Origin of the sequence: Reyranella sp., from assembly GCF_036558665.1 — a bacterium.
Lineage (GTDB): Bacteria > Pseudomonadota > Alphaproteobacteria > Reyranellales > Reyranellaceae > Reyranella.
Map to the genome: position 1 here is coordinate 47,216 of NZ_DATBFE010000001.1, position 24,684 is coordinate 71,899.

The 24,684-nt window shown below is 65.5% G+C and carries 25 protein-coding genes; 12 read left to right on the top strand and 13 right to left on the bottom strand.

Annotated elements, in window-relative coordinates; all coding sequences use genetic code 11:
- Nucleotides 1-13 precede the first annotated feature (13 nt).
- The 3 genes from accB to VH499_RS00255 all read right to left on the bottom strand — a co-directional run bounded on the left by accB (nucleotide 14) and on the right by VH499_RS00255 (nucleotide 1,511).
- Nucleotides 14-481: an acetyl-CoA carboxylase biotin carboxyl carrier protein gene (accB, locus tag VH499_RS00245; protein ID WP_332050660.1), complete on the bottom strand. Its 468-nt coding sequence runs from the start codon at nucleotides 479-481 to the stop codon at nucleotides 14-16.
- Nucleotides 482-503: 22 nt separating this feature from the next.
- Entirely contained in the window at nucleotides 504-974 is a 471-nt protein-coding gene (aroQ, locus tag VH499_RS00250) for a type II 3-dehydroquinate dehydratase (RefSeq protein ID WP_332050661.1), read from the bottom strand.
- 75 nt (nucleotides 975-1,049) lie between these two features.
- The gene (locus VH499_RS00255) at nucleotides 1,050-1,511 is read right to left on the bottom strand and encodes a MarR family transcriptional regulator (RefSeq protein WP_332050662.1); all 462 of its coding nucleotides are present in this window, start codon (nucleotides 1,509-1,511) and stop codon (nucleotides 1,050-1,052) included.
- 52 nt (nucleotides 1,512-1,563) lie between these two features.
- On the opposite strand from VH499_RS00255, the gene hppD reads away from it, so the two are divergent.
- The 5 genes from hppD to VH499_RS00280 are packed head-to-tail and all read left to right on the top strand — an operon-like array spanning nucleotide 1,564 to nucleotide 6,959.
- Nucleotides 1,564-2,643: a 4-hydroxyphenylpyruvate dioxygenase gene (gene hppD, locus VH499_RS00260; RefSeq protein WP_332050663.1), complete on the top strand. Its 1,080-nt coding sequence runs from the start codon at nucleotides 1,564-1,566 to the stop codon at nucleotides 2,641-2,643.
- Nucleotides 2,644-2,659: 16 nt separating this feature from the next.
- Nucleotides 2,660-3,808 (top strand): homogentisate 1,2-dioxygenase, encoded by a 1,149-nt coding sequence (locus tag VH499_RS00265; RefSeq protein ID WP_332050664.1) that lies wholly within the window; start codon nucleotides 2,660-2,662, stop codon nucleotides 3,806-3,808.
- A gap of 11 nt (nucleotides 3,809-3,819) precedes the next feature.
- Nucleotides 3,820-4,812 carry a fumarylacetoacetate hydrolase family protein gene (locus VH499_RS00270; RefSeq protein WP_332050665.1) on the top strand — a complete coding sequence of 331 codons (993 nt, stop codon included), beginning with the start codon at nucleotides 3,820-3,822 and terminating at the stop codon, nucleotides 4,810-4,812.
- A 30-nt stretch (nucleotides 4,813-4,842) separates the two neighbouring features.
- Nucleotides 4,843-5,487, top strand: coding sequence for a maleylacetoacetate isomerase (gene maiA, locus VH499_RS00275; RefSeq protein ID WP_332050666.1), 645 nt, complete (start codon nucleotides 4,843-4,845; stop codon nucleotides 5,485-5,487).
- On the top strand, nucleotides 5,484-6,959 hold the full coding sequence (locus VH499_RS00280; protein WP_332050667.1) for a hypothetical protein: 1,476 nt from the start codon (nucleotides 5,484-5,486) through the stop codon (nucleotides 6,957-6,959). The genes maiA and VH499_RS00280 overlap by 4 nt, the downstream gene beginning before the upstream one ends.
- On the opposite strand, the gene VH499_RS00285 is transcribed toward VH499_RS00280, so the two are convergent.
- Complete coding sequence (locus tag VH499_RS00285; protein WP_332050668.1) at nucleotides 6,956-7,726, bottom strand: DsbA family protein; 771 nt, start codon at nucleotides 7,724-7,726, stop codon at nucleotides 6,956-6,958. The genes VH499_RS00280 and VH499_RS00285 overlap by 4 nt on opposite strands.
- 36 nt (nucleotides 7,727-7,762) lie before the next feature.
- Entirely contained in the window at nucleotides 7,763-9,133 is a 1,371-nt protein-coding gene (locus VH499_RS00290; protein WP_332050669.1) for a M48 family metalloprotease, read from the bottom strand.
- A 49-nt stretch (nucleotides 9,134-9,182) separates the two neighbouring features.
- On the opposite strand from VH499_RS00290, the gene VH499_RS00295 reads away from it, so the two are divergent.
- Genes VH499_RS00295 through VH499_RS00305 form a run of 3 tightly spaced genes read left to right on the top strand, consistent with a single transcriptional unit; the run spans nucleotide 9,183 to nucleotide 12,654 of the window.
- Complete coding sequence (locus VH499_RS00295; RefSeq protein ID WP_332050670.1) at nucleotides 9,183-10,496, top strand: gamma-glutamyltransferase; 1,314 nt, start codon at nucleotides 9,183-9,185, stop codon at nucleotides 10,494-10,496.
- A gap of 8 nt (nucleotides 10,497-10,504) precedes the next feature.
- Nucleotides 10,505-11,656: a pyridoxal phosphate-dependent aminotransferase gene (locus tag VH499_RS00300; protein WP_332050671.1), complete on the top strand. Its 1,152-nt coding sequence runs from the start codon at nucleotides 10,505-10,507 to the stop codon at nucleotides 11,654-11,656.
- A complete protein-coding gene (locus tag VH499_RS00305) occupies nucleotides 11,653-12,654 on the top strand; it encodes a DUF3298 domain-containing protein (protein ID WP_332050672.1) in 1,002 nt (333 codons plus the stop codon). The genes VH499_RS00300 and VH499_RS00305 overlap by 4 nt, the downstream gene beginning before the upstream one ends.
- Here the strand turns inward: VH499_RS00305 and VH499_RS00310 are convergent.
- The gene (locus tag VH499_RS00310) at nucleotides 12,651-13,127 is read right to left on the bottom strand and encodes a nuclear transport factor 2 family protein (protein WP_332050673.1); all 477 of its coding nucleotides are present in this window, start codon (nucleotides 13,125-13,127) and stop codon (nucleotides 12,651-12,653) included. The two genes, VH499_RS00305 and VH499_RS00310, sit on opposite strands and share 4 nt — an antisense overlap.
- A gap of 77 nt (nucleotides 13,128-13,204) precedes the next feature.
- Between VH499_RS00310 and VH499_RS00315 the strand changes: the two genes are divergently transcribed.
- Nucleotides 13,205-14,362 carry an acyl-CoA dehydrogenase family protein gene (locus VH499_RS00315; protein WP_332050674.1) on the top strand — a complete coding sequence of 386 codons (1,158 nt, stop codon included), beginning with the start codon at nucleotides 13,205-13,207 and terminating at the stop codon, nucleotides 14,360-14,362.
- A gap of 15 nt (nucleotides 14,363-14,377) precedes the next feature.
- A complete protein-coding gene (locus VH499_RS00320; protein WP_332050675.1) occupies nucleotides 14,378-15,433 on the top strand; it encodes an acyl-CoA dehydrogenase family protein in 1,056 nt (351 codons plus the stop codon).
- A 9-nt stretch (nucleotides 15,434-15,442) separates the two neighbouring features.
- On the opposite strand, the gene VH499_RS00325 is transcribed toward VH499_RS00320, so the two are convergent.
- The 7 genes from VH499_RS00325 to VH499_RS00355 all read right to left on the bottom strand — a co-directional run bounded on the left by VH499_RS00325 (nucleotide 15,443) and on the right by VH499_RS00355 (nucleotide 19,980).
- A complete protein-coding gene (locus VH499_RS00325; protein WP_332050676.1) occupies nucleotides 15,443-15,739 on the bottom strand; it encodes a DUF6166 domain-containing protein in 297 nt (98 codons plus the stop codon).
- On the bottom strand, nucleotides 15,736-15,939 hold the full coding sequence (locus tag VH499_RS00330) for a hypothetical protein (protein ID WP_332050677.1): 204 nt from the start codon (nucleotides 15,937-15,939) through the stop codon (nucleotides 15,736-15,738). The genes VH499_RS00325 and VH499_RS00330 overlap by 4 nt, the downstream gene beginning before the upstream one ends.
- A 13-nt stretch (nucleotides 15,940-15,952) precedes the next feature.
- Nucleotides 15,953-16,744, bottom strand: a complete 792-nt coding sequence (locus VH499_RS00335) for a sterol desaturase family protein (RefSeq protein WP_332050678.1) — start codon at nucleotides 16,742-16,744, stop codon at nucleotides 15,953-15,955.
- A 63-nt stretch (nucleotides 16,745-16,807) separates the two neighbouring features.
- Nucleotides 16,808-17,914 (bottom strand): Zn-dependent alcohol dehydrogenase, encoded by a 1,107-nt coding sequence (locus VH499_RS00340; protein WP_332050679.1) that lies wholly within the window; start codon nucleotides 17,912-17,914, stop codon nucleotides 16,808-16,810.
- A gap of 6 nt (nucleotides 17,915-17,920) precedes the next feature.
- Complete coding sequence (locus VH499_RS00345; RefSeq protein ID WP_332050680.1) at nucleotides 17,921-18,631, bottom strand: GntR family transcriptional regulator; 711 nt, start codon at nucleotides 18,629-18,631, stop codon at nucleotides 17,921-17,923.
- 114 nt (nucleotides 18,632-18,745) lie between these two features.
- Nucleotides 18,746-18,988 (bottom strand): hypothetical protein, encoded by a 243-nt coding sequence (locus VH499_RS00350; protein ID WP_332050681.1) that lies wholly within the window; start codon nucleotides 18,986-18,988, stop codon nucleotides 18,746-18,748.
- Between the two features lie 119 nt (nucleotides 18,989-19,107).
- Nucleotides 19,108-19,980, bottom strand: coding sequence for an SDR family NAD(P)-dependent oxidoreductase (locus VH499_RS00355; RefSeq protein ID WP_332050682.1), 873 nt, complete (start codon nucleotides 19,978-19,980; stop codon nucleotides 19,108-19,110).
- Between the two features lie 319 nt (nucleotides 19,981-20,299).
- Between VH499_RS00355 and VH499_RS00360 the strand changes: the two genes are divergently transcribed.
- Both VH499_RS00360 and VH499_RS00365 read left to right on the top strand, forming a co-directional pair.
- Nucleotides 20,300-21,457: an efflux RND transporter periplasmic adaptor subunit gene (locus VH499_RS00360; protein ID WP_332050683.1), complete on the top strand. Its 1,158-nt coding sequence runs from the start codon at nucleotides 20,300-20,302 to the stop codon at nucleotides 21,455-21,457.
- A gap of 12 nt (nucleotides 21,458-21,469) precedes the next feature.
- The gene (locus VH499_RS00365; protein ID WP_332050684.1) at nucleotides 21,470-24,628 is read left to right on the top strand and encodes a multidrug efflux RND transporter permease subunit; all 3,159 of its coding nucleotides are present in this window, start codon (nucleotides 21,470-21,472) and stop codon (nucleotides 24,626-24,628) included.
- Nucleotides 24,629-24,684: the final 56 nt, after the last annotated feature.

Genomic DNA, 24,684 nt, shown 5'->3' on the forward strand with positions numbered 1-24,684 from the left:
CGACGGACGGCCGTTACTCGACGACCATCAGCGCCTGTCCGAACTCCACCGGCTGGGCATTCTCGACCAGGATCTGCGTTACAGTGCCGGCTTTTGGCGCCTTGATCGGATTGAAGGTCTTCATTGCCTCGATGATCAGAAGCGTCTGCCCGGCCGTGATCTTGTCGCCAACCGTCACGAAGGCCGGCTTGCCGGGCTCGGCCGCCAGGTAGGCCGTTCCGACCATAGGAGATTTCACTGCCCCCGGATGGGCGCCGAGATCGCTCCCATTGGCCAGTGCCGACGGGCCGGCGTTTCCGCCGGCCGCAAGTGCTGCCGGGGCGGCAAAGGCTAGCGGCGCCGCGGCCGCCATGGTCACCTGCGGCCGGGCGACCCGGATACGGCGTTCGCCGTCCGCCAGTTCGATTTCGCCGAGATGGGTCTCCTCGAGGATCTGCGCCAGCTTGCGGACGAACTCGGTATCCATCTCGAATTTGGCCATGAAGAACGCTCCCCGGAAGATTTCAGCGGCCCAACAGGCGCGCCAACGCCTGGAGAGCGAGAAGGTAACCCTGGCTGCCGAGGCCGGCGATCACGCCGACCGCGGCGGGACTTATATATGAGCGATGGCGAAAGCTTTCACGCCTGTAGATGTTCGAGATGTGGACCTCGATGGCCGGCACCTCGGCGGCGTTCAGAGCGTCCAGCAGGGCCACCGAGGTATGACTGTAGGCGCCGGCATTGATCACGATGCCGCTGTTCTTTTCGCGCGCCGCCTGAATAAGGTCGACCAGTACCCCTTCGTGATTGCTTTGGGCGAATTCCAGCTCCAGCCCGAGGCGCGCCGCCTCGACCCGACAGTTCTTCTCGACATCCGCCAGAGTCTCTCGGCCATAGATCTGCGGCTGCCGCTTGCCCAGCATGTTGAGATTGGGCCCGTTGAGTACCAGCACCGGTTTCGCCGCCGGCGGGCGTCGCGCGGCCTTGACGGCCAAACCTGCCTCCGTCCTTATAAGTCGCGGGTTTATAGCACGCGGAGACTCGGCCACAAGGATGCCGGCCGGGGACAGTTATGCTCCGGCGCAGAGAGCCTTGGCGCGAGCAGACAGGCGCTCGGCCAGCGAATCGAACTGGCGCCGCTGCTCGTCGGTCAGGGCCTCGCAGAGACGCTTCTCATACGCCAGCGCGATGGGAACGATCCGCGCATGCATGACGCGGCCGCGGGCCGACAGTCTGAGAGAAGCGCGCCGCCGGTCGTTGAGGTCGGTCGCCCGTTCGACCAGGCCGCGCTTCATGAGCCCTGCCACCGCCCGGCTGACCGCCACCTTGTCCATCACGATGCGCTGCCCCACATCCGATGCGGTAAGCGGCGCGAAGCGGCCCAGAGCGGCCAGCACACGCCACTGCGTGACGGTCAATCGGAACGGGCCGGCGTAGAGATCGTGCAGCGATTTGCTCACCATCTGAGCGAGGACCGAGAGCCGGTAGGGCAGGAAATTTTCCAGCTCGAGGCCTTGCGAAGCGTTCGGCATGATAGTTACATATGTAACTAATTGTTCGTTCCGTCAAATTCGGGAGGACGGCATGGCCGGCAGCGATCTCGACACCGATCCCGTGAACCCCATGGGCACGGAAGGCTTCGAATTCGTCGAATACACCGCGGCCGACCCGGAGGCGCTGGGCCGGCTGTTCGAGAGCATGGGCTTCCTTCGCGTGGCCCGTCATCGCTCGAAGGATGTGTCGCTGTTCCGCCAGGGCGACGTGAACTTCATCGTCAACGGAGAGAAGGAAAGCTTCGCGCAGGGCTTCGCCCGCGTGCACGGTCCGAGCGTCTGCGCCATCGCCTTTCGCGTGAAGAACGCGGCCCGCGCCTACAAGCGCGCGCTGGCGCTCGGCGCCTGGGGCGTCGAGAACAAGGTCGGCCCGATGGAGCTCAACATTCCGGCGATCAAGGGTATCGGCGATTCGCTGATCTACCTGGTCGATCGCTACGGCGAAAAGGGCAGCATCTACGATGTCGACTTCGACTTTCTGCCCGGCGTCGAGCACAACCCCGGCGGTGTCGGCCTCACCTATATCGATCATTTGACCCACAACGTGCATCGCGGCCGCATGGACGAATGGGCGGAGTTCTACGAACGCCTGTTCAATTTCCGCGAGATCCGCTACTTCGACATCGAGGGCAAGCTCACGGGCCTGAAGTCGAGGGCGATGACCAGCCCGTGCGGCAAGATCCGGATCCCGATCAACGAGAGCACGGACGACAAGTCGCAGATCCAGGAATACCTGTCCGCCTATCACGGCGAGGGCATTCAGCACATCGCGCTGGGCACCAGCGACATCTACCACACCGTCGAGTCGCTGCGGAGCAAGGGCGTGCCGTTCCAGACCGTCCCGGATACCTACTATGAGCAAGTCGACCAGCGCCTGCCCGGTCACGGCGAGGACCTGGCCCGGCTCGCCGCCGACCGCATTCTTGTCGACGGCGCGCCGACCAAGGGCGGGGGGCTGCTGCTCCAGATCTTCACCCAGACGGTGATCGGGCCGATCTTCTTCGAGATCATCCAGCGTCGCGGCAACGAGGGCTTCGGCGAAGGCAATTTCCGCGCCCTGTTCGAGTCGATCGAGCTCGACCAGATCCGGCGCGGTGTTCTGAAAGCGTAGGATCAAGGAGGAAACTATGTCGAGGAACTGGATTCCGCTGCGCCAGGTCGAAGGCACGGCGTCGCGTCAGGCCCATGTGCGCCTGCCCGAGGGGACCTATGAGCGCGAGATCAGCAAGGAAGGCTTCTTCGGTCCCTCGGCGCAGTTCCACCACAGGCACAAGCCGACCGATTGGGTGGCCTTCGAAGGGCCGATCCGGCCGCGCGCGCTCGACATGAACAAGCTCGGCAAGGCCCAGGCCAATCCGTGGCGCGCCGAATTGGTCATGGGCAATCCGCATCTGCAGATGCGCCTTTGGCGGCTCGACGGACCGATGACCGAGCTCGCCCGCAACAGCGATGGTGATCAGCTTCTGTTCGTGCACGAGGGGGCGGGCGACCTGTTCTGCGACTATGGCCATATGGGCTATCGCGACGGCGACTATATCGTGATCCCACGCGGCACGATGTGGCGTCTGGCACCTACCGCGCCCACCATGTCGCTGATGGTCGAGGCCACGAACGACCATTTCACCCTCCCCGAGAAGGGGCTGGTCGGTCACCACGCGATCTTCGATCCGGCGATGCTCGACACGCCGCATATCGACGACGCCTTCAAGGCACAGCAGGACGAGCGGAGTTGGACGGTTTCGGTGAAACGGCGCAACGCGCTTTCGACCGTGACCTTTCCCTTCAATCCATTGGACGCCGTCGGTTGGCACGGCGATCTCAGCGTGGTGCGCATCAACTGGCGCGATCTGCGGCCTCTGATGAGCCACCGCGCCCATTTGCCGCCGTCGGCGCACACCACGTTCATGGCCGGCCGGTTCGTCGTCTGCACTTTCGTGCCGCGTCCGCTCGAAAGCGATCCCGAGGCACTGCGACTGCCGTTTTTCCACAACAACGATGATTTCGACGAGATCATCTTCTACCACAAGGGAAGCTTCTTCAGCCGCGACAACATCCATCCCGGCATGATGACGATCCATCCGTCGGGTTTCACCCATGGCCCCCATCCCAAGGCGTTCCACGCTGCAACCAAGGGCGGCAAGACGGAGACCGACGAGGTGGCGGTGATGATCGACACGCGCGACGCGGTCGATGTCGCGGCGATGCCGGCGGGCGTCGAGTTCGAGGGCTACGTGGGTTCCTGGCGGCCGCCCGAGATGAACCAGGCGGCCGAGTAGGTCCCGTCGCGATGAAGCTCGCAACGCTGAAGGAAGGGGGAAGGGACGGCACGCTGATCGTGGTCGACCGCGGGCTTACGCGGGCAGTCCGCGCGACCGGCATCGTACCGACGCTGCAGAAGGCGATCGAGGATTGGACGAGCCTTTCGCCCAGACTCGCCGCTCTTTCGGAGCAATTGCGCGACGGCAAGGCGCCGGGCTCCTTCGATCTCGATACGGCGGCGCTCGCCGCGCCGCTGCCGCGCGCCTTTCAGTGGGCGGACGGGTCGGCCTACGTGGTCCATGTCGAGCTGGTGCGCAAGGCGCGCGGCGTCGAGATGCCGCCGTCCTTCTGGACCGATCCATTGATGTACCAGGGCGGCTCCGATTCCTTCGTCGGACCGAACGATGAGATCGAGCTGGAGGACGAAGCCTGGGGCATCGATTTCGAGGGCGAGATCGGGGTTATCGTCGACGATGTCCCGATGGGCACGTCTGCCGCCGCCGCGCGCCGGCACATCAAGCTGGTGACGATCCTGAACGACGTCTCGCTGCGCAACGTGATCGTGACGGAGCTGGCAAAGGGGTTCGGCTTCTTCCATGGCAAGCCGGCGACGGCCTTCGCTCCCGTCGCCGTGACGCCCGACGAGCTGGGCGAGGCCTGGGACGGCGGCAAGCTCGACCTGCCCCTCATCTCGACGCTCAACGGCAAGGAGTTCGGCCATCCCAACGCCGCGACCGATCTGACGTTCGACTTCGGCCAGTTGATCGCCCACGCAGCCCGCACGCGGCATCTCGAGGCCGGAACCGTGGTCGGCTCCGGCACCGTCGCCAATCGAGACCCGTCGGCCGGCTGCTCCTGCATTGCCGAGCGGCGTGTGCGCGAGACGATCGACAACGGCAAGCCGGCGACACCGTTCATGAGGTTCGGCGACCGCGTGCGCATCGAGATGTTCGATCGCGCCGGCCATTCGATCTTCGGCGCCATCGACCAGAGAGTGGTTCGCTACACACCGCGCGCCTGAGCCGTGCTACGGTCGCGGCCGGGAGGCTCCATGAAGCTCATCGGGTATTTCCGGTCGTCGGCCGCGTTTCGTGTGCGCATCGCGCTCAACCTGAAGGACATCACGGTCGAGCATGCCTTTCGCCATTTGCGCAGGGGCGAGCAAAGCACGCCGGACTATGCGGCGCTCAACCCGCAGAAGCTGGTGCCGGCGCTGGTGCTCGATTCGGGCGAAGTACTGACGCAGTCCCTGGCGATCCTGGAATATCTCGAGGAGACGCATCCCGAACCGCCGCTTCTGCCCAAGGATCCGGTGGGTCGCGCGCGCGTGCGCGCCCTTGCGCTGATCCCGACCGCGGATATCCACCCGATCCAGAATTTGCGGGTCATGACCTATCTTCGGGAAAGATGCGGGCAGTCGGAGGAAGCCGCTTTCGCCTGGTCGCGACACTGGATCGAGACCGGGTTCGCGGCATACGAGGCGTCCGTGGCGAATGACCGCCGCACCGGCGCCTTCAGCCATGGCGATCAGCCGACGATGGCCGATCTCTGCCTGGTGCCGCAGATCTTCAATGCCGGCCGCTTCAAGGTCGACATGGCGAAATATCCGACGCTGAAACGCCTTTTCGATACCTGCATGAAGCATCCGGCATTCGATGCCGCCCAGCCGGCCAGGCAGCCCGACGCCGAACCGTGAACAAGGGCCTCGTCGCGGTGCTTGCCGTCGTCGTGCTCGGCCTGCTCGCTGGCGCGGCCGTGCCCGTGGCAGAGCGCTACGCGGCGCAACAGATCAAGGCCGAGATCGAGCGTGATGGCCAGGCATCGGTCGGCGCGGTCGAAGTCGGGCTGATCGACCGCCGCGTGACCCTGGTCGATCTCCGTTCCCACGCGTTCGGTGAGGCGACGGTCGGAAGATGGCAGGCGAGCGGCCTGTCGGAGTCCCTTGGCGATCTGCTGCGGGGCCGCACGCCGCTGTCGGACTTCAAGCTCGGCGATCCTCTGCAGGCCGATCACGTCGAACTGGTTGATGCCCGGATGATAGATCCATCCAGTGGCGCGGGCTGGAACGTCGGTTCGCTCGTGATCGACAGGCTGGATCTCGCATCCTACGACGCAAATGCTCCCGGCCCCCATCGGGTTGCCATCCTGACGGCGCGCATCGCCAAAGCGCTGTCGGTGCAGCGCATCGAAGGCAAGAACGCTGCCTACACATTTCCCGAGACCGGCGATGCCATCAGCGCGCGCCGCGTCGCTGTCGATGGCTTCAGCCGAGGCAGGATCGGCGCACTCCGCGTTGCCGATCTCGAGGTGGCGCCGCGCGCCTCGACCGAGGTGGCTTTCAAGATCGATGAGATCAAGGCAAAGGATGTCGAACTCGGCCGCGTCCTGGCGCAGCTTGGCGATACCTCATGGCGGCCAGGCCGCCCGCTCGGCCGTATCGAGGTCGGTTCTGCGGCCGCCGCCGGCTTCGGCGGGAGCTTGTTGTCGCGCAATGGCGTCTCTCTGGACAGCGTGTCGTTCGAAACCACTCGTGAGTCGCCCGATTCCAGCCGATCGCGTCTTCGCGTCGAGGACCTGATCCTGCGCCCGGCGGCGAATCTCGAGGCCGTCAGGCTTCGCGCCGTGTTGCAGGCGATGGGGCTTTCGGAACTCAAGCTCGGGCTTGACTGCACCGGTGCCGAACGGCGCGACAAACGAGAGCTGGTCATCGAGCGCTGCGCGCTTGCAGCCGCCGATCTTTGGGACTTGTCGTTTGCGGCCACCTTGACGGATGCGGACGAGGCATTCTGGCGAGCCGTCGATGACGGCAATGCAATGATCCTGTCACGTTCTTCGATTGCACTAGCCTCGGCCACACTGATGCTTGCGGACAAGGGGATAGTCGACCGTTCGGTGCGCGCACTGGCGGCGACCACGGGCCAGTCGCCCGCAGTCGCACGCGCCAATCTCGCCCGCGACATCCGGACCTACCAGCCGCCGGATATCCTGATCACCGAGGATTTGACCAGGCTCCTCGATACCGCTGCACGCTTCATCGAACAGGGCGGGACCCTCGGCCTCGAGGCGCGGCCCGATCCACCGCTCGGCCTCGCCGCGGCGAGCCGGATGAACCTCGCTGCGCCCGACCTCGTCAACCTGCTCGGGCTTTCGGCGACGCTGTCGCGCTAGCCCTTGCGGGCTTCCTCGATCAGTTGCTTCAGCGTGTCGGCGTCGACGGCGCCGGGCACGAACTGGTTGCCGACCACGAAAGCGGGCGTGCCACGCACATCGAGCGCTTTGGCGAGGGCGGCATTGCGCCTGAGGATATCGGCCAGCTTGGGATCTTCCATGTCCTTCTGAAGCTGGGCCACGTCGATGCCGACCGAGGAGGCGATCTCGAGAATCCGGTCGCGGTCGAGCTTGCCGTTGAACGACATGAGAGCGTCGTGGAAGGCATCGTGCTTGTGTTGATTGTTCGCGGCGAGCGCGGCCAAGGCGGCGATCCGCGAGGCCTCGCCCAGGATCGGCAGGTCCTTGTGAACGAGCTTCACCTTGCCGTCGGCGGCAACGACCGACTTGACTGCCGGAAACGCACGCTTGCAGTAGGGGCACTGATAGTCGCTGAATTCGACGACGGTGACGTCGCCGTTGGGGTTGCCGGAAACGGGACTGTCCGGATCGCTTGTCAGTTCCTTGGCATACTGCCTGATGGCCTTCTGGGCAGCTGCATCGCGCTCGCTGTTCTGCCTGTGCTCGAGTGCTTCCATGGCCTCGACGAGAACCTCGGGATGGGCCACGAGGTAGTCATGGATGCTCTTGCCGAAGGCGGCTTGATCGGCCCCTTCGGTGGTGACCGGCGACGACGCGTTGACGAAAGCCGGCGCGGTCGCGCGGCCGGCGACGATTCCACCGGCGATGATCAGGACGGTGCAAAGCAGAAGAAGGGGGACGCGCATGTCGATGCTCCTGGAGGATTGTCTGTTCGCTGCCGCTCAGCGACGGCTCGGTCGTGAGTCGATGTAGGCCTTGATGTCCTGGGCGCGCTGCCAAGCGGGCGTACCCGGCTTCAACTCGCGGATCGCGCCGTCGGCGAGCGCCTGCGCCTCCGCCCGTTGCCCGCGCAGAACCGCCATTTCGGCGCGGGCAAGAGAGGTCATGCCACGGTTGTTCAGCCTCGCATAGCCGATCGACATCAGCCGCCAGAGTTCGAGGCTGTCGGACTCGCTTTGTCGGGCGATCTCGAGGTTGCGAACGGCTTCCTGATCGTTGGTCGCGTTGTGCGTCTCGAGCAGGGCGGCGGCGAACTCGACCTTCAGGATGCCGGCGCCGGGCAGCAACTGCACGGCCCGCCGGTAAGCCGGCACGGCCTCGTTGATGTGGCCGTTCTCGTACAGCATCTGCCCTTTCAGTTCGTTGAAGTACGGATCGTTGGGATGTTCCTTCAGCAATCCGTCGATGGTGAGCAACGCCGACCCCAGCGATCCGGTGCGATAGAGCGCGATGGCCCGCGCGTAGCGCGCCGGCACGGAACGGTCGCCCTCGCTGTAGCGCTGCAGCGCGACGGAAGGCGCGGTGAAGCCAAGGAGCTTCGCCACCATCCGCGCGTGCATCTCGACGAACTGCGGCGAATCGGGCGTGTTCGCATAGGGCGAGCGCGCGACGGCCCGCTCGAAGGTGTCGATGCGCTCGGGCGTGAGCGGGTGGTCCGTCAGGTAGGCATCGCGCCGTCCGATCTGGAGGCGCTCCTGGTGCTCGAGGATGCGCAGGAACTGCGCTGCGCCCCTGGGCGACTGATGGGTGCGCTCGAGATAGGTGATGGCCGCCTGGTCGGCCGACGCCTCCTGCGCCTGCGAGTATTGCAGGAAGGAATAGAGCGATCCCGGAATGGGTTTGCTGCCCGGTCCCGTCGGGCCGCCGCGGCCCATCCCGCCGCCGGCGGCCGCACCACCGGCCATGGCGGCGCCACCGAGCAGCATTTCGAGGATCTGCACCGTGCTCAGCTTGCGCAACTCTTCCTGTTGGCGCGCCAGATGGCCGCCTGCGATATGGCCGGTTTCATGCGCCAGCACGCCGATCAGCTGGTTCGGCGTTTCAGTGCGCATCAGCAGGCCGGTGTTGATGAAGATCCTTTGTCCGCCAGCCACGAAAGCATTGAGGCTGTTGTCCTGGACGATCATGATCTGCACCGCCTCCGGGTCGAGCCCGGCGACCCGCCAGATCGGCGTCAAGAAGGTGCGGATCGTGTTCTCGATCTCGGCGTCGCGGACGAGATTGAGACGTTGACCTTGTTGTGCGGTCGCGGCACGAAACGGCGCCAGCGCGAACAGCGCGAGAGAGAAGAGGATGATGATGCGTTTGAGCACGGGCGGCACGCGTTGCGCGCAGGCTAGGAATACCGGATCGAGTCGTCAATTGGCCAGCCTGGCGCTGTGTGCGCTGCTTTTGCTGTCGGCTTGTGGCGGAAATGAGACGGATCGCCAGAACGCGATCAATCCTTCGGGATCATCACCGATCCGCGCGGGCTACAGCGACATCTTCGGCGGTAAGGAAAAGTTCGCCGCGGTGTCGGCCGACGAGGGGCAGGCCGCGGAGGTCGGTCGCTCCATCCTGCAGGGCGGCGGCAATGCGACCGATGCTGCCGTTGCGATGTTCTTCGCCATGGCGGTAACGCTGCCCTCGGCCGCGGGCCTCGGCGCATCCGGCGCTTGCATCGTCCATGATGCGAAGAGCAGAGCAGCCGAGACCTTCGTCTTTGGTCCGGTTGCAGCGCCGGGCCCGATCAAAGGTGTGGCATTCACCGTTCCGACCGCGGTCCGGGCAATTGCGCTGATGCAGATTCGCCACGGTCAGGCCCGCTGGGAATTTGATGTGGCACCAAGCGAAAAGCTTGCGAGCCTGGGCATGCCCGTATCGCGGTCCTTGGCGCGCGACCTGGCCGCGGGCGGCGGCGCTTTGAGCGACGAGGCGCGCCGCGCCTTCACCCGGAATGGCGCCATGCTGGCCCAGGGCGCCAATCTCGTTCAGTCTGATCTTGCCGTCACTCTCGCCGCCGTCCGGCGCGGCAGCGGCGTCGATTTCTTCCAGGGCAACTTTGCACGCCGCTTGTCGGATCAGGTCGCGCAACTCGGCGGAAGCCTGCCGGTCGAGACCCTGCGCAACGCGGTGCCGCAGTCCGGACCACCAGCTTCCGATAGCGACGGCGGCTTTCGCGTCTATGTCGCACCGCCGCCGATGGGCGGGGCGACCGCATTGGCTGGCTGGAATGGCCAATCCGCGCCATCTGCCGCCGTGCCGACCGATTCGGGCGGCATTTCCGGCCTGGCGGCAATCGACGACAAAGGCAACGCCGCTGCTTGCAGTCTTTCGATGGGACAGCTCTTCGGCACGCGGCTGATGGTGCCGGGAACCGGCATGCTGCTGGGCGCGCCGACGCCCGACAGCACGGCGGTGAGCCCGGTTGTCATTGGCAACCCCAACAATGGCGAGGTGAGATTTGCCGGAGCGGGTGGCGGCTCCCCGGCCGCGAGCTATGTGACGGGCATGGTCGCCCGCGCCACTGTCGACGAGAAGCTTCCGGTCCGCGCGGTGCTGGCGAGGAACGCGGGCCATGGCGGTTACGTGAATGCGATCGCCTGTCCCTACGGTATACGGAGCGGCGGAGCCACTTGCCAGGCTGGAACGGATCCCGCGGGTGTGGGCCTGGCTTTGCTGGCGACGGAGCGGTGATACCACCCATGCCACGTCCAACGTCGCGCCGCTCGGGGCTGGTCGATCCCTTCATCGTCATGGATGTGATGGCGGCAGCGGCGGAGAGGGAGGCGGCGGGCGACACCGTCATCCATCTCGAGGTCGGCCAACCCAGCACGCCGGCACCCAAAGGTGCGCTGATTGCAGCGCATGCAGCGCTCGACAGCGATCGCATCGGCTACGTCGCGGCACTCGGCCTGCCGGCGCTGCGCGAGCGCATCGCGCAGCACTATCGCGATGCGTACGGCTGTGAGGTTTCGCCCGAGCGGGTGATCGTCACCACCGGCTCGTCCGGCGGCTTTCCGCTCGCCTTTCTGGCGAGTTTCGATGCCGGCGACCGCGTGGCGCTCGCCGCCCCGGGATATCCCGCCTACCGCAACATCCTGGCCGCGCTCGATCTCGAGGCGGTCGATCTGCCGACGTCGGCGGCCGATCGGTTTCAGCCGACGGTCGAGACGCTCGAGAAGGCCGGACCGATCGCCGGACTGATCGTCGCGAGCCCGTCCAATCCCACAGGCACGATGGTAACGGGCCCCCAGCTCGGCGCCCTTGCGCGCTGGTGCGAGGCGCGCAAGGTGCGGCTGATCTCCGACGAGATCTATCATGGCATCGTCTATGAGGGCGCGGCGGCCTCTGCGGTCGAAGTATCGGAACAGGCGATCGTGGTGAACAGCTTCTCCAAGTACTTTTCGATGACCGGCTGGCGCGTCGGCTGGCTGGTCGTGCCGCCCGAGCTGGCGCGGCCGATCGAGCGGCTGTCGCAGAACTTCTTCATCTCCGTTCCGACCCTCAGCCAGCACGCGGCGCTGGCGGCCCTCGAGTGCCGTGAAGAACTGGATGGTCATGTCCGCCGCTATCGCGCGAACCGCGATCTCCTGTTGGCGGGCTTGCCGGCGGCCGGACTCGATCGTCTGACGCCCGGCCAGGGCGCATTCTATCTCTATGCCGACGTCTCGCATCTCACCAACGACAGCCGCGACTTCTGCAAGCGCATGCTGCAGGAAGCAGGCGTGGCGACGACGCCGGGCGTGGACTTCGATCGGGCGCGAGGTGCCGGGACATTGCGCATCTCGTTTGCTGGCTCGGCGGCCGAAATGGAGGAGGCCGTGCGCCGCCTGAGGGCATGGAGGGCGAAATGAGGATCGCGACCGCGATGCTGCTGGCCTCGGCGATCGCTGCGCCGGCACGGGCGCAGTCCGGCCCGAGCTTCGACTGCTCGAAGGCTTCGAACGCGATCGAGCAGACGATCTGCGCGCGGCCCGGACTCGCCAAGGCCGATCGCACGATGGCGACCACATACAATGCCCTTGCCGGCAAGCTTGGCGGTGCCGCCAGGGATCATCTTGTCAAGGATCAGACGAATTGGCTCATGTTCCGGAACAGGGCCTGCACCGGCGGCGCGGAGGAAATCGCGCGCTGCCTCCGGCAACGCTATGAGGCCCGCCTGGAAAATCTCGACGCCTTCGGCCAACGCTCCTATCCCTTCGTCAGCGAGCAAACCCTGCTGAAGCAGGGCAAAGTGGGCAAGATCGGTTACCTCGTCGATGCGACGTGGCCGCAGTTCGACGGAACGACGGCCGACTTTTCGAGCCTGAACCGTCGTTTCGCCGACCGCTCCCGCGAGGCGGGCGATGAAGCGATTCCCGATCGCCAGGCCGGCGCGGATGCGTCGTTCGAGCAGGTATGGACATACGACCAGAGCTTCACCCTGCAACGGCCGTCTGCCAACGCCATCGCCGTGGCGGCCAAGTTCTATAGCTACACTGGCGGCGCCCATGGCATGAGTGGAACCAATGCCTCCCTGGTGGACTTGCGCACAGGGCAGGCCGTGCCTCCACGCGCCGTCTTCGCCAAGGGCGATAGCTGGCTCGAGACGCTGGTGCCGCTGGTGCATGCCAATCTCAGGAAGCAGTTCAACGACGGCAAGCCGGGCTTCGACGACGCGATCGAGCCCGACAAGCTCGCCAAGCTGCTGCTCGAGCCGGGCCACTACTACTATCGCCACGACCGGCTGCAACTCATCTTCGATGCCTATGTCGTCGGACCGTATGTATCCGGCCCGTTCACCGTCGAGATACCTTATGCGACCCTGAAGCCGCTGCTGGCTCCGGACGGTCCGCTCGGCAGCCTGCGCTAATGAAGCTTGCGTCGATCGCCCAACGGCGGTCCTGCGGAGGCGGCGGTGCCCTGTCCGCGCTCGACCGGGGGAACGGGTCCTGAATGATGAGCGAGAATATGCCAGCCGTCGGTCAGGCGAACGAAGCTGTTGGTGGCCATGAGCTGGCCGTTGGCCAGGATTTCACGGCACACGACGATGGCAAGTCCGGTGCGCCCTACGACCCATTCGTCCGTGCAACGTATGCGCGGTGATTCGGGATGGCGCATGATGGCGCGCCAGCTCGCCATGATCTCGACGCGATCAAGCAGCGGCGCTTGCCCCGGATGCAGGCAGACCATTGCTCCCGACGGTGCCCAAAGGAGGTTCATCGCGTCGTAGTCGCGCTCGTTGAAGGCGCGGTAGAATGAGCGATTGGCTACCAGCACGGCTTCCCGCTCCTCATCGTCGAATTCCGCCAGGAGCGGCGGCAGGCGGGGCGGGCGGCGCGGCATTCGATCTTCGAAACTCCGTGGTTGCGCATCCTAGCATTAGCCGACAGACAGGATCGGTCCAACTGTCGAGAACGACGATGTCCATCCCCAAGCTCGAATTTCCGCCGTTTCACCTGCCGCCGGAGGCCGAGGCGCTGCGCGAGGAAGTTCGGACTTTCCTCAAGGATACCCTCCCCCGGATCAAGACCGAGGATCGGTTTTCAAGCTGGAACACACCCTCGCCGGAGTTCAGTCGCGAGCTCGGCAGGCGCGGCTGGATCGGCATCACCTGGCCGAAGAAGTACGGTGGATCGGAGAAAAGCTTTCTCGATCGCTACGTCGTCACCGAGGAACTGCTCGGAAACAGCGCGCCCGCAGGCTCGCATTGGATCGCCGATCGGCAGTCGGGGCCCCTGTTGCTGCGCTTCGGCAGCGAGGAACAACGCCAGGCCATCCTGCCACGTATCACCAGGGGCGAATGCTATTTCAGCATCGGCATGAGCGAGCCCGACTCGGGCTCCGATCTTGCATCGGTGCGCACGCGCGCCGAGTCGGTGCCTGGCGGCTTCCGCGTCAACGGCACCAAGGTCTGGACGTCCGGCGCGCACCGCAACCACTACTGCATTGCCCTCGTGCGCACGTCGGGCCAGCACGGCGACCGGCACAAGGGGTTGAGTCAGATCCTGGTCGATCTCAAGACGCCCGGCGTCACGATCCGTCCGATCATCAACCTCGCCGGCCGGCACGACTGGAACGAGGTGACGTTCAGCGACGCCTTCATTCCCGAGAGCTGCCTGATCGGCAACGAGGGCGATGGCTGGCTGCAGGTGACCAGCGAGCTTGCCTTCGAACGCTCCGGTCCCGAGCGCTTTTTGCAGAATTTCTACGTGCTGCGTGAGCTGGTGCGCGTGCTGGGCCGCCAGCCGGCCAAGCGCGCCTCATCCGTGCTCGGTCGACTGATCGCGCGGCTCTGGACCCTGCGGCAAATGTCGGTCGCCGTCGCCGGCATGATGCAGGGCGGCAAGTCCCCCGCCATCGAGGCATCGCTCGTGAAGGATCTTGGCACCATCTACCAGCAGGATTTGCCGGAAGTCGCGCGTCTGCTCGCCGAGTCCGATGCGACGACCGAGGACGACATGGCCGACTTCCTCGACGTCGCCCAGTACGCAACCATGATGGCGCCGAGCTACACCATCCAGGGCGGCACGACCCAGGTTCTGCGCGGCATCGTTGCCCGCGGACTGGGATTGCGCTGAGCGGGGAGACCGACGATGGATCGTGAAACGCGCGACATGCTTCTGGAAACGGCCGACCGCTTTTTCACCGAGCGCTGCGGCCGAGACGTGGTGAACGGCGTGGAGAAGGACATTTGGCCCGTCGATTTCTGGAAGGCGATCGAGGAGATGGGGCTGCCGCTGATTGCTGTCGACGAGGACAAAGGCGGAGCCGGCGGCAGCCTGGGGGACATGCTGGCCGTGCTGCGCCTTGCCGGCGCCCACGCGGTTCCGGTGCCGCTCGCCGAGACGGCCCTTGCCAATCTCCTGGTCTCAGCGGCTGGCGCGACGCCCGCGACCGGTCCCAGCACGGTGGCTTTGGGAACCCTTGCCCTCGCCGGCAATCGGTTGAACGGCATCGTCGAGCGCGTGCCGTTCGCATCGGTGGCCCGTCGGTTCATCACCGTCGCGAACACCTCCGATGGGCCGAAGGTCGCCGTCATTCCCGCGAGCAGCGCCACGGTGACCGACACGCCGAGCCATGCGGGTGAGCCCTACGGCACCGTCAGTTTCGAGAATGCCACCTGCGAGTTCGTGGGCAGCTCGCCACTCGGCGTCGACCGCGCCTACGAGTTGGCGGCTCTCGTGCGGGCGATGCAGATGGCGGGTGCCGCCGACAAGGTGCTGGCCACCGCCGTCGAATACTGCAAGCAGCGCGTCCAGTTCGGCCGGCCGATCTCGACCTTCCAGGCGATCCAGCACATGCTGGCCGAACTCGCGAGTTGTGTTGCCGCCACCATCGCCTCGGCCGAGGCCGCCGCGCGCGACGCCGACGAAGGCGGGCTGGCGGAGGGCGGCGGCTTCTCGATCGCGGCGGCCAAGACGCAGGCCTCGGACTTCGCGCAGCGCATCGCCGCGATTGCTCATCAGTCGATGGGCGCCATGGGCTTCACCCACGAACATGTGCTGCACCATTACACCCGTCGGCTCTGGGTATGGCGCCGCGATTTCGGCAGCGAGACCTTCTGGGGCGAGAAGATCGGCTCGGCCTATGCCAAAGCCGGCCCGCAGGCCATGTGGCCGGCCTTGAGCGCGAGCCGGTACGCCGCCTGACCGCGAGCGCTAACGGGCAAGCACCGCGAGATCGGCGTCGATGTCGGCAGAGGTGAGCTGCCAGCTGTTGTCGAAATTGGCGACGATCTCGCGCATGAAGACCTCGTGCAGGGCCTCGGCGCGCTTCGCGTCGCCAAGGTGGTCGACGAGGAGGGCGAATGCGAGCTGCGCCGGCTCGGGGCCCTCGTAGCTCCACTCGAAGCCGTTCTTCGACAAGGCCTTGAGGTCGGTGCGCGCATCGAGCGGCTTGCCATCGACCAGCACCTGGATGCCGTCGATCGTGCGGTCGCCTGTATAGATTTTCACGGCGCCTTCTTCGGCGCCTTCACGTCGGACGGCTGCCGCGCGACCTCGGGGAAGATCCAGAGCGATACGACCGTGAATGGCCCGAGAAAGGCCACGGCCCATTGCGGCCCTATCTGGCCAAGATAGCCCATGTAGAACCAGCCGGCGACCGCTACCAGGGCGACGGCCAGGGTGAGGGGGAATTTGACGCGGAAAGGCATGGCATCCTCCGGGCTATTCGGCCGGCCGCAGACCGGTGGTGCGTTGCGGACGCGGTGTGCGTGAGGTCTTGCGCATGTCGTTCTTCACGTAGGCGGTGTTGTAGCCGTTGAACAGCGTGCCGAGCAGGCCGCGGTTGAGATCGGAGGTGCCAAACGCCCAATCCATGATGGGGAAGGTGAGGTTCATGTTCCGCTCCATCATGATCGACTGGGCATGGTGCGCGACGTGATGACGGCGCAGCGTATTGACGAACGGCATGTGGCGCACGAAGGGGTTTTCGTCGACGTGGCAGCAGAAATGCATGAACTCGTAGATCAGATAGACCGAGGTCGTGGTGGCGATGAACAACCAGCCGACATTGGCGCCAAACAGCAGTCCCAGCACGATGGCGCCGGGAATGGACATCAGGGTGAAGGTGGCAAGCGCATAGGGCGGGAAGAATGTCACGCGATAGTCGAGATGATCGGCGAAGCGCATCTCCTTGTCGGTGAAGAACTGGTGATGCATCAGCGTGTGGCGGTTATAGACCGCGCGAAATACCGCGTTCTGCGACGGGCGATGCATCACGTAGCGGTGCAGCCACCATTCGAAGAAATTGCAGAACAGGAAGGTGAGTGGCACCGTCAGCCATTCGAGCGGCGAGACGCGGTCGAGATTCGACAGGTAGACGTAAAGTGCCGTGAATCCGATGATGTAGATGATCGCGATATGGAGATAGCCGTTGTACCAGCCGGCCACGCGCTGGCGGTAGTTGGCGCGGTAGTGCCTCTGGCGTTCCGACATCGAGCTCGAAGCCAATTCCATGGTCGCCTCCTCTGCCGTCGCATCTGATATATCAGTTGTATGTCATGCAGTCAAAGGCTCGGCCTACCGGTCGAATACGATCACCGAGCGGATGCCACGCCCGGCCTTGAGATCATCGAATCCTGCATTGATTTCCTCAAGCTGGAGACGGCGCGTGAGGTAAGGGTCGAGCTGCAGCTTGCCGTCGAGGTATGCTCTTGCAAGACGAGGGAAATCCCGCGCCGGGCGGGCGCCACCATAGCTGCTGCGCACGATGCGCTTCTCGCCCATCAGCGAACCCCAGCGGAAGGCGACTTCCTCGTTCACGCCGGTCTTGCCCAGCCACACGATCTGTCCGCCGGTGCGGCAGGCTTCGGCGGAAAGGCGGAATGCCGGAGCATTGCCGGCGGACTCCAGCACGCAATCGACTCCACGCCCGTCCGTCAGGCTGCGAGCGATCGCCGGCGCATCGTCATCGGGCACGACGGCAACATGGTTGGCGCCGACCTGCCGGGCGAGGGCGAGGCGCTCGCGATTGCGATCGACGGCAAGGATGGTGGTGGCTCCGGCGAGGCGCGCGCCCTGGATCGCCGAGAGGCCCACGGCGCCGCAGCCGATCACCATGACGGCATCGCCATAGCCGATCTTGGCGATATTGATCGCGGCGCCCACCCCGGTCATCACGCCGCAGCCGATCAGGCAGGCGCGATCGAGCGGCATGTCGGCGGGCATGGCGATGGCGCAGCCATCGGTGACGATCGCGTACTCGGCGAAGCCTGCGATATAGAACATGGTGCGCAACGGCGCGCTGCCCAGCCGGAGCCGCGTCGTGCCGTCGAACTGGACCGCTTGCGGGCCGTTCGCGACATAGGTCTCGCACAGGATCGGTTGACCGCGCTCGCAATGGAAGCAGTGGCCGCAATGCGGATTCCAGGAGAGCACGACGCGTTCGCCGCGGCGCTTCGGGCTCACCGCGCTGCCGACATCCTCGATGACGCCGGCGGTCTCGTGCCCAAGCACGATGGGCATCGGATAGGCGAGCTGGCCGTCGATCACTTCGAGATCGGTATGGCAAAGGCCGGCGGCCGCGACGCGGACCACCACCTCGTTGGGCTGCAGATCGCCGGCTTCGATCGTCTCGACCGCAAGCCGCTTGCGAGGCTCGCGAAGAACGGCGGCACGGAAGCGCATGGCGGGCTATCCGATCGACTTGCGCGAGAAGTCCTGGATGTGGTCGATGAGGTGGTCCGACGCGACGGCGGCGGCACTCGGATCACCTGCCGCGATGGCCCGGGCGGCAGCGGCATGCAGCCGTGCGGTGAGTGGCATGTCGGCGACCAGCTTGTAGTGGGCATACCAGAAGCGGCGCGCGAGTCCGTTCATGACCCGCATCGCCGCCGCGGCAAACTCGTTGCCGGCGGCCTCGATCAGCAGCAGATTGAACGCTCGATCGAGCCGCATGAAAGCCACGTCGTCCTCGCGTTCCGCCGCCTTTTCCATCTCGTCGGCGATCGAGTCGAAACGGTCGCGGATCTCCCGCGAGCTGCGCTGCGCGGCGGAGCGTGCGAGCAGCCGCTCGATCTCGCGGCGCACCTCGAGCAAACGCAACTGCGCCGCCACATCGATGTCGGTCACGATGATGCCGCGGCGAGGCAGGATCTGAACCAGGCCCTCGCTGGCCAGACGCTGCAGCGCCTCGCGTACCGGCGTGCGGCCGAAGCCGAGACGCGTGCTGAGGCTCGCCTCGCTGACGACACTCCCTGGCAGGATGCGCAGGGTGACGATCTCCTCCTCGAGCGCTCGCCACGCCCGGTCGGTGAGGGAGCTCTCCTGCGGCTCGAGAGCGGAAGCCGTCTGGCGTGCACCGCGCCGGACGGTCTTGAGTCTACCGGTTCTGAGCTGTTCCAACGGTGATCACTCTTGTGATTCTCTGTCACTGATGTCCACTGATATATCAGTGGCGGCGAGCCAGTGCCAGCCGCGTCGGCGAAGTAGGCGACGGGCCTTTTGAGGCGGCGTGGTCTAGCTGGCGCTCAGGCGAACGACCTTGAACGTCCGATCGCCCAGCAGCGCCGAAACCGCAATCGTCTTGGTGATGCCGGTGGCGACCTGCTCGATCCTGGCGTGAGGGATGCCGACGTAGGGCTGGATCTGGCAGACGCGCCAGAGGTCCTGCTCTGGCTGGCCGCCAATGGCGAAGACGCTGCCGGGTGAAAGTTCAGGCGGTCGACCAAACCGGGATTTAAGGAAAGAGACCACACTCATGGCCTTTGCCCCGTTTTTAATTTATTGGATCAATATTATCATATAATTTGCTGAAAATAAATGATTCTACAAAGAGCTGGATATTGGCGCACGGTCATTCAGAGGTTATCGACGTCATCCTATGACGCGGGGTCCTCGCCGCTCTTTTGAAAGCTTTCGAACGACTCCTTGTAGTCAGGATGCCAGCGCGACAGCGCCGGCCGGTTCCGGATGATGTCCTGCATCGCCCAATGCATGCGGCGATTGTCGACTCCGCGGGTGACCTCGTTGTCGGGACAGAGGATGTAGAAGTCGCCGCGATTCATGCCCTCGATCAACATGTCGACCACTTGATCCGGCGTCCAGGCGCCGGCCGGCTTTTCAGTACGACCGCGCGCCGTCATGCCGGTGAAGGTTGAGCCGGGGATCAACAGGTGTGCGGTAATGCGTGCGCCTTCTTCGTTGCGCAGGCTGTGGGCGAGGCCTTCCGTGAGGACCTTCACGCCCGCCTTGCTGACGTTGTAGGCCGTGTCGCCCGGCGGGCAGGTGATCCCTTGCTTGGAGCCGGTGTTCACGATCGCACATTGCGTTCCTTGCGCGAGCATCGCCGGAACGAAGGTCTGCACACCGTTGATCGCGCCCCACAGGTTGACCTCGAGCACCTTGCGCCAGCGTTCAATGTGGTCCCACGGACCACCGCCCGGCGCCGTCCCGGCGTTGTTCATCAGGATGCCGACCTCGCCGAATGAGTCGTAGGCCTTGTCCTTCAGCGCCCGCACCTGATCGAGCTTGCTGACATCGGTCGGCATGGCGAGGACAGCCTGGCGGCCGCCGGGCGCCATTCCTGCAACTTCTTCGGCGGCACGATTCAGCGGCTCGGCCGAGAGATCGGCCAGGCAGACCTTGAGGCCGAATGCAGCAAAGCGACGCGCCGCAGCAAGGCCAATACCGCTGGCGGCGCCCGTAACCACGGCCGCGCGGCCGGCAGCAAGAGCGGGATGACGGGTCGTCATTCGGCAAGTATGACGATGCCGCGTCCCCGGGACCAGCCATGCCGGAGCTGCGGATTTCGGCCACTTCGTTGCCGCTCCGACAGGCAAAGAGCCGAGAAGGAGCGACCGATCCTGCATGAAGCCGCTGCTCCCGGCCCGGTGCCGGGTTGTCATGCTCGATGTCCGAGTATCCAATCGTGAAGTCGTGATGGCAAAGCGGCGCCTGCGCGCCTGCAGGCTCTGCCGAATTGCTGCAGCGTCGCGGGCAAGGCTGTAGAATGCACACAAGGGCCTGATCGGCCGACATATGGGGAAGGCTGTTCTGGGACAAGTCAGGTTGATGCGTTGGCTTCGCGCTGCACGGGCCGGGTTGGTCCTGGCATTGCTGGCCACCGGTTCCGTTGCGGCACAACAAGCCCAACAGGCCCCCGCGGTCGGCGTGGTCGACGCCGCCCGTCATTCGATCACCCAATCGAGCGAATATGTGGGCCGCATTCAGGCCACCAACCGGGTCAATCTGGTGGCTCGCGTCGCCGCCTTCCTGGAAGAGGTCCTGTTCACGGAAGGCGCCGAGGTCAAGAAGGGTGATCTGCTGTTCAGGCTGGAGCAGGCGCCGTTCCGCGCCGACGTTCAGGCCAGGCAGGCGGCCGTCGCCCAGTTCAAGGCGCAGTTGCTGAACGCGCAATCGACGCTGGCCCGCGCCCAAGCGCTGCTGAAGACGCCGGCCGGCCAGCAGGCCAATGTCGATACGGCCGTGGCCAACGAACAGGCGTTGCAGGCCCAGGTACTGGGCGCCGAGGCGCAGCTCCAGCAGGCGACCATCAATCTCGGCTACACGGAGATCCGCGCGCCGATCGACGGCAAGATCGGGCGGACGTCGGTGACGGTCGGGAACTATGTCGGGCCGGGCACGCTCTCGGGCGTGCTGACCTCGATCGTCAGCCAGGACCCGATGTATGTCGTCTTCCCGATCTCGACACGTACCGCGATTGAGCTGCAGCAGCGCACGGTTCGGCACACCGGTACGCTGATTGTCCGATTGCGCCTGCCCGATGGCCGGATCTATGGCCAAACCGGCAAGCTCAACTTTGTCGACAATTCCGTATCGGCCAACACCGATACGATGACGCTGCGCGGCGCCGTGCCCAACCCGCGTGTATCGCAGGCGGCACAGGGCGCCCGCGAGCTGGTCGACGGCGAACTGGTGACCGTGATCCTCGAGGAGCCGGAGCCGACGGAGGTCCTGACCGTGCCGCGGGCCGCGGTACTGGCCGACCAGCAGGGCGACTACGTCTTCGTGGTCGGCGCCGACAACAAGGCCGAACAGCGGCGCGTCAAGCTCGGCCAATCCACGCCGGCCCTTGCGTCGGTGACGAGCGGGCTCAGCGAGGGCGAGAAGGTCATCGTCGACGGGATCCAGCGCGTGCGGGCGGGCCAGCTCGTCTCGCCGGGACCTGCGGCGCCGCCCGCCGGTGCGCGTGCCACGCGCGCGAACTGATCCGACCGGCCGATGATCTCCGCAATCTTCATCGAGCGGCCGCGTTTCGCCGTCGTCATCGCCATCGTCATCACGATCGCCGGCGGGATCGCCATGACCCGCATCCCGGTCGCCCAGTTCCCCGACATCGTGCCGCCGCGCGTGCAGGTCTCGGCGAACTATCCCGGTGCCTCGGCCGCCGTCGTCGAGGCGGCGGTCGCCCAGCCGCTCGAGGCGCAGATCGTGGGCGTCGACAAGATGATCTACATGAAGTCGACCAGCGGCAACGACGGCAGCTACAATCTCACCGTCAGCTTCGCGGTCGGCACCAATCCCGACACGGCCACGGTCAACGTCAACAATCGCGTGCAGACGGCGATCCCGCAACTTCCCCAGGCCGTGCAGCTTCAGGGTTTGACGGTCATCAAGCGGTCGGCCGCCATCCTGCAGTTTCTCAACCTCTACAGTGAGACCGGCAAGTTGAGCCCGGTGGTCATCACCAGCTACGCCACCATCAACGTGCTCGACGAGCTGGTGCGCGTGCCGGGGGTAGGTCAGGCCCTCCTGTTCGGCAAGCTGAACTACTCGATGCGCATCTGGTTCGACACGCAGCGACTGGCCAGCCTGAATCTCTCGCCGTCCGACGTCGTCGAAGCGATCCGGGCGCAGAATGTGCAGGCTCCCGTAGGCCGCATCGGGGCGCGTCCGGTGAGCAATGACCAGCAATTCCAGATGAACGTGCAGACCGAAGGGACGCTCACCGCGCCGCAGCAGTTCGCCAAGATCGTGCTGCGCGCCAATCCGGACGGGTCGGTGCTGCGAATCGGCGACGTGGCGCGCGTCGAGATGGGGGCGCAGAACGAGGACACCGAGACCCGCATCAACGGCCAGCCGTCGGTCGGCATCGCACTCTACCTCTCGCCCGACGCCAATGCCGTGCAGACTGCCCGATCCGTCGGGCGCACGCTCGACCGCCTTCGCGCGCGCTTCCCACCCGACCTCAGGGCGCGCGTGGTCTACGATTCGACCGTGTTCGTCGAGGACACGATCCACGAGGTGCTGCTGACCCTGGGGCAGGCCTTTGTCCTCGTTGTCCTGGTCGTCTATCTGTTTCTGGGCAATATCCGCGCGACCATCATTCCTGCCGTCGCCGTCCCGGTCAGCCTGATCGGGACCTTCGCGTTCCTGCTGGCGGTGGGCTACTCGGCCAACACGGTTTCGCTGCTCGCCATGGTCCTGGCCATCGGCATCGTGGTCGACGACGCGATCGTGGTGGTCGAGAATGTCGAGCGGGTGCTGCAGGAGGAGCCCGAGCTCGGCCCGCGCGAGGCGACGCTGAAGGCGATGGGTCAGATCACCGGCCCCATCATCGCCATCAGCCTGGTGCTGCTCTCCGTGTTCGTGCCGGTCGCCTTCATCCCCGGAATCTCGGGCCAGCTTTTCCGCCAATTCGCCGTCACCATCAGCATCGCCATGCTGATCTCGGCGGTCGTGGCGCTTACCCTGTCGCCCGCGCTGTGCTCGATCTTCCTCCGTCACGAGCCGGCCAAGCGCGGTCCGGTCGCTTGGGTGCTCCGTGGCATCGATCAGGCGCGAGACGGCTATGCGGCGGTTGTGCGGCGGCTGGTGCGCATCGCCATCCTTTCGCTTCCCCTGGTGCTCCTGATCGGTGGCGGCATCCTGGGACTGGCGCGCATAACGCCCACCAGTTTCCTGCCGGAAGAGGACCAGGGCGCATTCTTCCTCAATGTACAGTTGCCGGACGGGGCGTCGGTGGCGCGCACCAGCGAGACCGTGCGCCAGGTCGAAGGCGTGCTGAAGTCGATGCCCCAGGTGCAGGATGTCTTCGCCGTGATCGGCTTCTCGCTGCTCGATGGCGCCAACGAGGCCAATACCGGCTTCCTCGTGGCCAAGCTCAAGCCTTTCGAGGATCGGCCGGCGGCCGCCGACTCCGCGCACGCCCTGATCCAGCGCATGTTTGCCGAGGGCCAGCAGATCCGCACGGCAACCATCGTCGCCTTCAACCTGCCGCCGATCATCGGCCTCTCCACCAGCGGTGGCTTCGAGTACCAGGTCGAGGCGCTCGAGGGTCAGGATCCGGTGAAGCTTGGCGACGTCATGCGGGGCGTGGTGGCGGCGGCGAACCAGGACAGCCGCCTGTCGCGCGTTTTCTCGACCTTCACCGCGACGACGCCCTCGGTCTTCCTCGACATCGACCGCGACAAGGCCCAGGCGCTGGGCTTGTCCATGAACGACGTGTTCACCGCGCTGCAGGCGACGCTGGGCGGCTTCTTCGTCAACAACTTCAACCTCTACGGCCGGACCTGGCAGGTGAACATCGAGGGCGAGGCGAACGATCGCCGCAGGATCGAGAACATCTGGCAGATCCAGATCCGCAACAGGCAGGGCGAGATGGTGCCCATGCGCTCGATCGCCGACGTTCGCATCGTCGTCGGCCCCCAGGTGATCACGCGCTACAACAACTATCGCTCGATCACCATCAATGGCAGCCCCGCACCCGGCCGATCGTCCGGCGACGCCCTGGCGGCGATGGAGCAGGTGTCGGCAAGGACGCTGCCGGCAGGCTTCGGCTTCGAATGGACCGGCACCGCCTATCAGGAGCACGAGGCGAGCGGTCAGACCGGGCTGATTCTCGCCATGGCCGTGGTCTTCGCCTTCCTGTTCCTGGTCGCGCTGTACGAAAGCTGGATCATTCCCATGCCGGTTCTGCTCTCGGTGGCGGTCGGCGTGCTCGGCGCCTACGGCGGCATCCTTGTCGCCGGGCTGACGCTCGATCTCTATGCCCAGATCGGGCTGGTCGTGTTGATCGCGCTGGCGGCCAAGAACGGAATCCTGATCGTCGAGTTCGCAAAGTCGCGGCGCGAGGAAGGGGTCGCCATCGTGCAGGCGGCCGAGCAGGGCGCGCGCATGCGATTTCGCTCGGTGATGATGACGTCGTTCGCGTTCATCCTCGGTCTGGTGCCGCTGGTCTTCGCCCATGGCGCGGCCCAGATCAGCCGCCGTGACATCGGCACCTCCGTGTTTGCCGGAATGCTGGTCGCGAGCACCATCGGCATCTTCCTCATTCCGATGCTCTACGTTGTCTTTCAGAGGGCGCGGGAATGGTCGCCGAGACGCCGCAGGAAGCGGGTCCGGCTTGCCGCGGGGGGCGAGGGAGGTCAGCCCTCATAGGCGATGACCGGCGGCCTTCGGCGATCAGCGCGACGAACGCGGCCGGCAGAAGCACC

What these genes read in the sequence shown, in the direction of transcription:
- accB (WP_332050660.1), bottom strand. Translation starts at nt 481, where the DNA reads ATGGCCAAATTCGAGATGGATACCGAGTTCGTCCGCAAGCTGGCGCAG.
- VH499_RS00255 (WP_332050662.1), bottom strand. Translation starts at nt 1,511, where the DNA reads ATGCCGAACGCTTCGCAAGGCCTCGAGCTGGAAAATTTCCTGCCCTAC.
- hppD (WP_332050663.1), top strand. Translation starts at nt 1,564, where the DNA reads ATGGCCGGCAGCGATCTCGACACCGATCCCGTGAACCCCATGGGCACG.
- VH499_RS00265 (WP_332050664.1), top strand. Translation starts at nt 2,660, where the DNA reads ATGTCGAGGAACTGGATTCCGCTGCGCCAGGTCGAAGGCACGGCGTCG.
- VH499_RS00270 (WP_332050665.1), top strand. Translation starts at nt 3,820, where the DNA reads ATGAAGCTCGCAACGCTGAAGGAAGGGGGAAGGGACGGCACGCTGATC.
- maiA (WP_332050666.1), top strand. Translation starts at nt 4,843, where the DNA reads ATGAAGCTCATCGGGTATTTCCGGTCGTCGGCCGCGTTTCGTGTGCGC.
- VH499_RS00285 (WP_332050668.1), bottom strand. Translation starts at nt 7,726, where the DNA reads ATGCGCGTCCCCCTTCTTCTGCTTTGCACCGTCCTGATCATCGCCGGT.
- VH499_RS00300 (WP_332050671.1), top strand. Translation starts at nt 10,505, where the DNA reads ATGCCACGTCCAACGTCGCGCCGCTCGGGGCTGGTCGATCCCTTCATC.
- VH499_RS00305 (WP_332050672.1), top strand. Translation starts at nt 11,653, where the DNA reads ATGAGGATCGCGACCGCGATGCTGCTGGCCTCGGCGATCGCTGCGCCG.
- VH499_RS00310 (WP_332050673.1), bottom strand. Translation starts at nt 13,127, where the DNA reads ATGCCGCGCCGCCCGCCCCGCCTGCCGCCGCTCCTGGCGGAATTCGAC.
- VH499_RS00315 (WP_332050674.1), top strand. Translation starts at nt 13,205, where the DNA reads ATGTCCATCCCCAAGCTCGAATTTCCGCCGTTTCACCTGCCGCCGGAG.
- VH499_RS00320 (WP_332050675.1), top strand. Translation starts at nt 14,378, where the DNA reads ATGGATCGTGAAACGCGCGACATGCTTCTGGAAACGGCCGACCGCTTT.
- VH499_RS00330 (WP_332050677.1), bottom strand. Translation starts at nt 15,939, where the DNA reads ATGCCTTTCCGCGTCAAATTCCCCCTCACCCTGGCCGTCGCCCTGGTA.
- VH499_RS00335 (WP_332050678.1), bottom strand. Translation starts at nt 16,744, where the DNA reads ATGGAATTGGCTTCGAGCTCGATGTCGGAACGCCAGAGGCACTACCGC.
- VH499_RS00340 (WP_332050679.1), bottom strand. Translation starts at nt 17,914, where the DNA reads ATGCGCTTCCGTGCCGCCGTTCTTCGCGAGCCTCGCAAGCGGCTTGCG.
- VH499_RS00350 (WP_332050681.1), bottom strand. Translation starts at nt 18,988, where the DNA reads ATGAGTGTGGTCTCTTTCCTTAAATCCCGGTTTGGTCGACCGCCTGAA.
- VH499_RS00355 (WP_332050682.1), bottom strand. Translation starts at nt 19,980, where the DNA reads ATGACGACCCGTCATCCCGCTCTTGCTGCCGGCCGCGCGGCCGTGGTT.
- VH499_RS00360 (WP_332050683.1), top strand. Translation starts at nt 20,300, where the DNA reads ATGCGTTGGCTTCGCGCTGCACGGGCCGGGTTGGTCCTGGCATTGCTG.
- VH499_RS00365 (WP_332050684.1), top strand. Translation starts at nt 21,470, where the DNA reads ATGATCTCCGCAATCTTCATCGAGCGGCCGCGTTTCGCCGTCGTCATC.